Source organism: Streptomyces corynorhini, assembly GCF_003346515.1.
Lineage (GTDB): Bacteria > Actinomycetota > Actinomycetes > Streptomycetales > Streptomycetaceae > Streptomyces > Streptomyces corynorhini.
Genome location: NZ_QQNA01000447.1, coordinates 1 through 6125, shown reverse-complemented (window position 1 = coordinate 6125; position 6125 = coordinate 1). Strand labels below are relative to the sequence as shown.

6 protein-coding genes are annotated in these 6125 nt (G+C 73.4%); 2 read left to right on the top strand and 4 right to left on the bottom strand.

Features of this window, described 5'->3' with window-relative positions; genetic code table 11:
• A partial coding sequence (locus DVH02_RS34345; protein ID WP_233518645.1) for a phosphatase PAP2 family protein occupies positions 1-596 on the top strand: 596 nt, incomplete at its 5' end.
• A 102-nt stretch (positions 597-698) separates the two neighbouring features.
• Here the strand turns inward: DVH02_RS34345 and DVH02_RS34340 are convergent.
• From DVH02_RS34340 to DVH02_RS34325, 3 genes are all read right to left on the bottom strand, one after another.
• Positions 699-2327 (bottom strand): alginate lyase family protein, encoded by a 1629-nt coding sequence (locus DVH02_RS34340; protein ID WP_233518644.1) that lies wholly within the window; start codon positions 2325-2327, stop codon positions 699-701.
• 255 nt (positions 2328-2582) lie between these two features.
• Entirely contained in the window at positions 2583-3890 is a 1308-nt protein-coding gene (locus DVH02_RS34330) for a hypothetical protein (protein WP_199566524.1), read from the bottom strand.
• A 136-nt stretch (positions 3891-4026) separates the two neighbouring features.
• A complete protein-coding gene (locus tag DVH02_RS34325) occupies positions 4027-4605 on the bottom strand; it encodes a TetR/AcrR family transcriptional regulator (protein ID WP_114627732.1) in 579 nt (192 codons plus the stop codon).
• Positions 4606-4920: 315 nt separating this feature from the next.
• Between DVH02_RS34325 and DVH02_RS34315 the strand changes: the two genes are divergently transcribed.
• A complete protein-coding gene (locus DVH02_RS34315) occupies positions 4921-5505 on the top strand; it encodes an SSI family serine proteinase inhibitor (RefSeq protein WP_114627730.1) in 585 nt (194 codons plus the stop codon).
• Here the strand turns inward: DVH02_RS34315 and DVH02_RS34310 are convergent.
• Positions 5425-6125 (bottom strand): zinc-binding dehydrogenase (locus tag DVH02_RS34310; protein ID WP_147286214.1); only part of this gene is annotated, 701 nt, incomplete at its 5' end. The genes DVH02_RS34315 and DVH02_RS34310 overlap by 81 nt on opposite strands.

The following is a 6125-nucleotide window of genomic DNA, read 5'->3' as shown; positions in this document are numbered from 1 at the left end:
CGGACGCGGCGGGTGAGGCCGGGAGCCGTTACCTCGCCACCGCCCGTACGGTCACCAACGTCTTCCAGCCCCGCAACCTCCTGCTGGTCGGCATGGTCGCCGTCGGAGTGGCGGCGGCGGGCGACTGGACCGGGCTGCCGTGGGGTCTGCTCGCCGCGCTGTCCGCCGGGATCGTCCCGGCCGGTTACATCGAGTGGGAGCGCAAGCGCGGCACGTGGGGCGACCGGCATGTCGTCGACCGTACGAAGCGCGCGCCGATCTTCTTCGTCATCTTGGGCTCCATCGGCGTCGGCTCGCTGGTGATGGTCCTCGGCGGCGCCCCGCGCGGCATCCTCGTCGCGATGCTCGGGCTGTGGGCGATGACCGTCGTCCTCCTGGCCGTCAACACCGTGTGGAAGATCTCGGTGGACGCCGCCGTGGGCTCGGCGGTCGTGGCGCTGACGGCCGCCGCGCACTCGCCGTGGTGGCTGCTGGGGTACGGGATGACACTGGCGGTGTGCTGGTCGCGCGTGGCGCTGAAGTACCACACGGTCGCGCAGACGGTCGCGGGAACGGGGCTGGGGGCGATGACGGCGGCGGCGTTCCTGTTCGTGTGACGCCACGTTCCGGGTCCGCCTCCCCGGTCCGCCTCCCCGGTCCGCCTCCCCGGTCCGCCTCCCCGGTCCGCCCCTGCGGGACCGGGGAAGCGCCGGTCGCCGTTACGCGTCGCCGCCGCCCGCGCGGCGCTTGCGCAGCAGGACGAAGCCGCCCGCGAGCGCCGCCACGGCGGTGCCGACCATCGCCGTGATCCCCCCGGCGCCCGTGGCGGCGAGGTCGCCCGCGCCGCCCTGGGGCTTGGCGCCGCCCTCGTCGGCCGCGCCCGTCGCCGTCGCCGTACCCGTACCCGTACCCGTACCCGGACTCGGGGACGCGGAGACCGATCCCGATCCCGATCCCGAGCCGGACCCTGAGGCCGAGCCCGTGCCCACGCCCGCCGCCGCTGCCGCCGTCGGCTCGCTCTCCGCGCGCTGCGCCGGGGCGCTCTGCTTCGCCACCGGGGACGCGTCCCGGGTGAACGCCAGTGTGCCGAAGCCCAGGTGGTCGAAGCCGCCGCCGCTGCCGTAGTCCCCGCCGCCGCCCTCGGGCCGTACCTGCTTGGTGATGGCGGTGACGTACGGCGCGGCCAGGCCCCGGCGCTTCACGTAGTGGTGGTAGACGCTCTCCCAGATCGGCCGTATCTGCCCCCGGCCGCCCTCGGCCGCCTCGGTGAACGTTTCCGTGCCCGACCAGGCGCCGGGCGCCCCCTTCTCCCAGGTGTACGGGGTGTACGGGACGTCCTCGCCCAGGTTCCACTTGGCGACGTACTCGGCGCCCTTGAGGAACCGGCTGTCGTCGTACCCGTACAGGTCGATGCCCTGGTTCCAGGCCATCTCGCAGATGGTCGCCATCAGGCCGAGCGAGAGCAGCGCGTGTCCCTGGTCGCGGCCGACCTCCGTCCACTGGCCGAGGTTGCCGGGGTGGATCTCGGTGATGACGTGCTTGATGGAGCCGTTGCCCGCGCCGGTCTTGAAGTAGGTGACGGCCTGGTCGACCTTGGCCCGGTCGTCGCACAGGACGCCGATGGCGAGGACGGACGCGACGGTCAGCAGGTCCCAGCTGGACCAGTAGTTGGTGACGAAGGCGCCGTTGTGGTCCTTCAGGAACGAGTCGTTCATCGGGTAGAAGACGGTGAGCATCATCTTCTGGAAGCGGGCGAGGTCGAAGCCCTCGTAACCGCGCATGATCTCGGCGGCGTTGGCGAACTGGTAGCCGTGGATGCCCGCCGCGATGAACCGGTCGGCGTTGCCGCCCAGCGTGGTGAACGTCGCCGACCAGGCGTTGAGGATGTCCCGGGCGGTGTCCCCGTGGGCCTTGTCGCCGGTGACCTTCCAGCGCAGGGCGTTCTGGTACGCGGCGTGGACGTCGTTGGCGAGGGTGCCGACGTTCTCGCCGTCACCGCCGCGGATGACGGTCGCCAGCGCGTTCGGCTTGTAGGTGCTCTGCGAGTGGCCGTTGGCCGCCAGCTTGGCGAACCCCTCCTTGTAGAACGCCTCGCCCGCCTTGACCTTGGCCGCCATCCGCTCGAAGTCGGCCTGGGTGTGCAGGAGTCCGGGATGCGCGAAGGCCCCCTCGGCCGGTGCGGCGGGGGCCGCCGGGGCCGCCGGGGCGGCCTGGGCGGCCAACGCCGAGGTGGCCGTGGACCCGAGCACCGCCACCCCCGCGCCCGCGACGCCCGCCCCGCCCGCGACGCGCAGCACGGTGCGTCGGCTGATGGTCCGCGCGCTGTTCCTCTGACCCGTTTGACTCACTGAATCGCTCCTGTCGGATTCCGCCTGGACGTACAGGAGACGGAGCGGCGGGAGCCGGATAACAGAAACCGGATCACAGAAACCGATCACAGAAACCGGATCACAGAAACCGGTGCCTCTGCCCGTCGGGTGGTGCGGACTCGTTCCGCCGACGGCGGCCCGGCCCGTGCGGACGGGCGTTCCGGCGTGGTCGGACATCATGTCCTCCCGCCCTTCCCGGTGTCCTTTGTCCCGGTGTACGTCGCGATGCGGGTGTCAGTGGGCTTGTGGCGGGTCGACGAGGGCCACCAGACGGCTCGGCCCGGTGCCGTCCGAGGTGGTCCGGGCAGCGGGGCGGGCGGCGGAACGGCCGGCGGGGCGCAGGGTGACGTTCTCCGGGTAGAGCCGGCCGAGCAGGGCCAGTACGACGAGGTCGTCCTGGCCGGTGGCGTCCAGGGTGACCTCGCCTGCCCGCGTCCACACCAGCCCCGGTGCGCGCAGTGCGGACCACGCGGCAGCGGTGCGGGGCGCGGCATCGGAGTGTGTGTCACCTGCGGCGGGGTCCGGGCGGTGGGCGAAGCGGTGGCCGCGCAGGGCCTGGCCGAGGTCGACGTGGGCGGTGGTGCCGTCGTGGGTGACCTCGATACGGGCGGTGCGGGTCCCGTCGGTGACCGGCCCGGTGACGGTACGGGCGGCGAACGGCCCCGATGCGGTGCCGACGGGCGGCAGATCCTCGACGAGGGTACGGGGGGCGGCGTAGTAGTCCCGCACGTCGGCGGCGTACGTGACGGTGTCTTCGGCGGCCGGGTCGGGGCGCCAGGTCAGCAGGTGCCGGGGCGCGGTCAGGGGCGGCCGGTCGAGGACGGCGGGCAGGGCGGTGCCGCCGTCCGCTTCGAAGCCGTAGCCGGCCGGTCCTGAGGCGCCGGTGACGGCGGTGCGGGCGAAGTCCACGATGCTGGTGTGCCGGATCTGGCGGACCAGGAGTTCGGTGAGGAACGCGTCGCGGGCCGGTTCGGTGTGCCGCAGTCCGGTCGGGGTGATCCGTAGCGGGACGTCCTGCCAGTTGGTGAAGGGCAGCAGGGCGTCGCGCAGCAGGACGATCTGGTGGAGCCACTCGTTGTAAAGCTGCATGGTGACGGGGCCGCCGCGCCGGCCGAGGAGCAGATCGGCCGCGGGAGGGGTGAGCAGGTGGCCGTAGCAGTGGCTGCGGACGGCCAGCGGCCCCGCGGGCAGCGGTATCCGGTCGGTGAGCAGCCTCTCCAGGGCTGAGGTGGCCCAGGAGGCGAGCTGCCGGCCGATCGTCTCGGCCTGTGCGCCCAGTTCGCGCGCTGCCGGGGCGCTGTCCGGGCCGATGGCCAGCGGCAGGGAGGTCTCTCGGGTGCCGAGGGCGAGTGTCGCGCGGATCTGGTCCTTCAGCACCTCGCCGTCGGCGCTGGTGAGGGCGTTGTCATCGATGACGCCCTGGAGCAGCGGCTCGGTGGCGGTGAAGAACGCGCGCGCGGTCAGGGTGGTGCCGGCCGCGGGGAAGGTGTTCCAGCGGCTGCCGCCGAGAGCGGCTGTGTTCGGGGTGTCTGTGGGAAGCATGGGTTCTCCTCGGTAGTCGATGAAGTGCGGCTGGATGGCGCCGGATTGCGGGGCCCGCGCGGGATCCGGTCCGCGTCCCGCGCGGGATCCGGCCCCTTTTCTGGATCGTTCGATACAGTTTGCGGGTACGAAAAAATCAGTCGAGGGCGGCCAGGGCGACCTCCACGAGGGGTTCGAGGGCGCGGACGTCCGGGGTGATCTTCGCGGAGACCAGCAGTCCGTTGAGGAACGTGACGAGGTAGGCGGCCAGCGTGTGCGGGTCGCGCCGCGTCGCGATCTCGCCCCGCTCCGCCGCGACCCGCAGCACCTCCGCGAGCGCGTCCCGGCTGGCGTCCTGCATGTCCCGCACGGTGCGCCGGATCGCCGCGTCCTTCGGCAGGCGCTCGCAGGCGGCGTTGACCGCCAGGCAGCCCCGGCCGCCGTCTGCCACGGCGATCCGGACCCGCTCGACCAGCATCGTACGGATCGCGGAGCGGGCGTCCGCTCCCTCTTCCAGGCTGCGCAGGGCAGCCGCCGCGAGGGTGGTGCGGTAGTGCTCCAGTGCCGCCCGGTACAGGCCCTCCTTGTCGCCGAACGCGGCATACAGGGATCCCTGCCCGATCCCCAGCTGCTGGGTCAGGTCGCGGACCGAGGTGGCCTCGTAGCCACGTATCCAGAACAGATCCATGGCGCGGCTCACCGCCGCTTCGGTGTCGAACTCCCGGGTCCTTGCCATGGCTCCACCGTAACCTATCTGGATCGATCGCTCAAGAAAGGGGCTGGGGCCGCCTGACCATGCGCTGCTCCGAGTCCGAGTCGGAGTCCGAGTCCGAGTCGGAGTCCGAGTCCGAGTCCGAGTCGGACTCGGACTCGGAGACGGGGAGGGCTCGGGGGAGGCGGATACGCGCGCCCTCGTTCGGGTGAAGCGGGCGGTCGTGGGAGGCGGGGCGGGCGGTGGTGGGTTGTGCTGTACGCATCGGCTCGCGGGACACGTACCGCGTCCGCCTGTACGCGCCGCTCATACCCCGCGTCCCCCTGGAGGCAACGCACCATGCCCGTACGAACAGCGCTCGCCGCCGCCCTGCTGCTGGCTGTCACCGCTCCGGTCGCGGCGGCGTCGGCGGCCCCGGGAGCTGCCCCGGCAACGGCCCCGGCAACGGCCCCGGCAACGGCCCCGGCAACGGCCCCGGCCCCCGTGGATCACCTCACCGTGACCGTCGCCCACTCCGGCTCCGCCCGTACGGACGGGACCTTCGAGCTGTACTGCCACCCGGGTGGCGGCACCCACCGGGCCGTCCAGGAGGCGTGCGCGGCGCTCGACGCCCTGACGAAGTGGGGCCGGGACACCTTCGCGCCGTCGCCGGACCGCGCCAAGTGCGCCGCCCAGGACGGCGGTCCTGCCACCGCGCGGGTGACCGGGGTCTGGGCGGCGCGCGCCGTGGACGCGCGCTTCGCGCGCACCGACGGCTGCGAGGTCTCCCGCTGGGACCGCTTCACGCCGCTGCTCCCCACCCCGTTCCACCGCCCGGGTGCCCCGGCGGGCAGCGGCTGGCGGCTACTCGGCGCTGGCGGTTCCGGAGGCGTCGGAACGGGAGACGTCGGAACGGGAGACGGCAGCGGCGGAGACGTCGAGTAGGTCGAGCAGCACCTTGGACGCGCGGGAGCGGTCCCCCGCCAGCTCGAACGCCTCGCCCGCCCGCGCCAGCGGGAACGTGTGGGTGATGACGGGCTCGACGTCGATCCCGTCGGCCAGCAGCGCGAGGGCGTCGTCGAAGTCCGTGTCGAAGCGGAAGGAGCCGCGCAGGGTGATCTCGCGGGTCACCACGACGTTCCCCGGGAACCCGGTCTCCCCGGGCGGCAGCAGCCCCAGCAGCACCACGGTGCCGCCGCGCCGTACCCGCTCCACGCAGGTACGCAGCCCGGCCGGGGCGCCGGACGCCTCGATGGCGACATCGGCGTCCCGCGCCCGCGTCCCCTCCTCGGGGCGGTCCGCCCGTACGGTCGCGGTGGCGCCGACACGGGTGGCCAGCGCGAGCGGCTCGTCCAGGAGGTCGCTGACGATGATCTCGGCGGCGCCGAAGTGCCGCAGGACCGCGACGACCAGCAGCCCGATGGGCCCGGCGCCGGTGACGAGCACCCGCTTGCCCGCGACGTCCCCGGCCCTGCGTACGGCGTGCAGCGCGACGGACAGCGGCTCGGCGAGTACGGCCCGGCGCGCGCTCAGCCCCTGCGGCAGCGCGCGCCGGGCCGTACTCG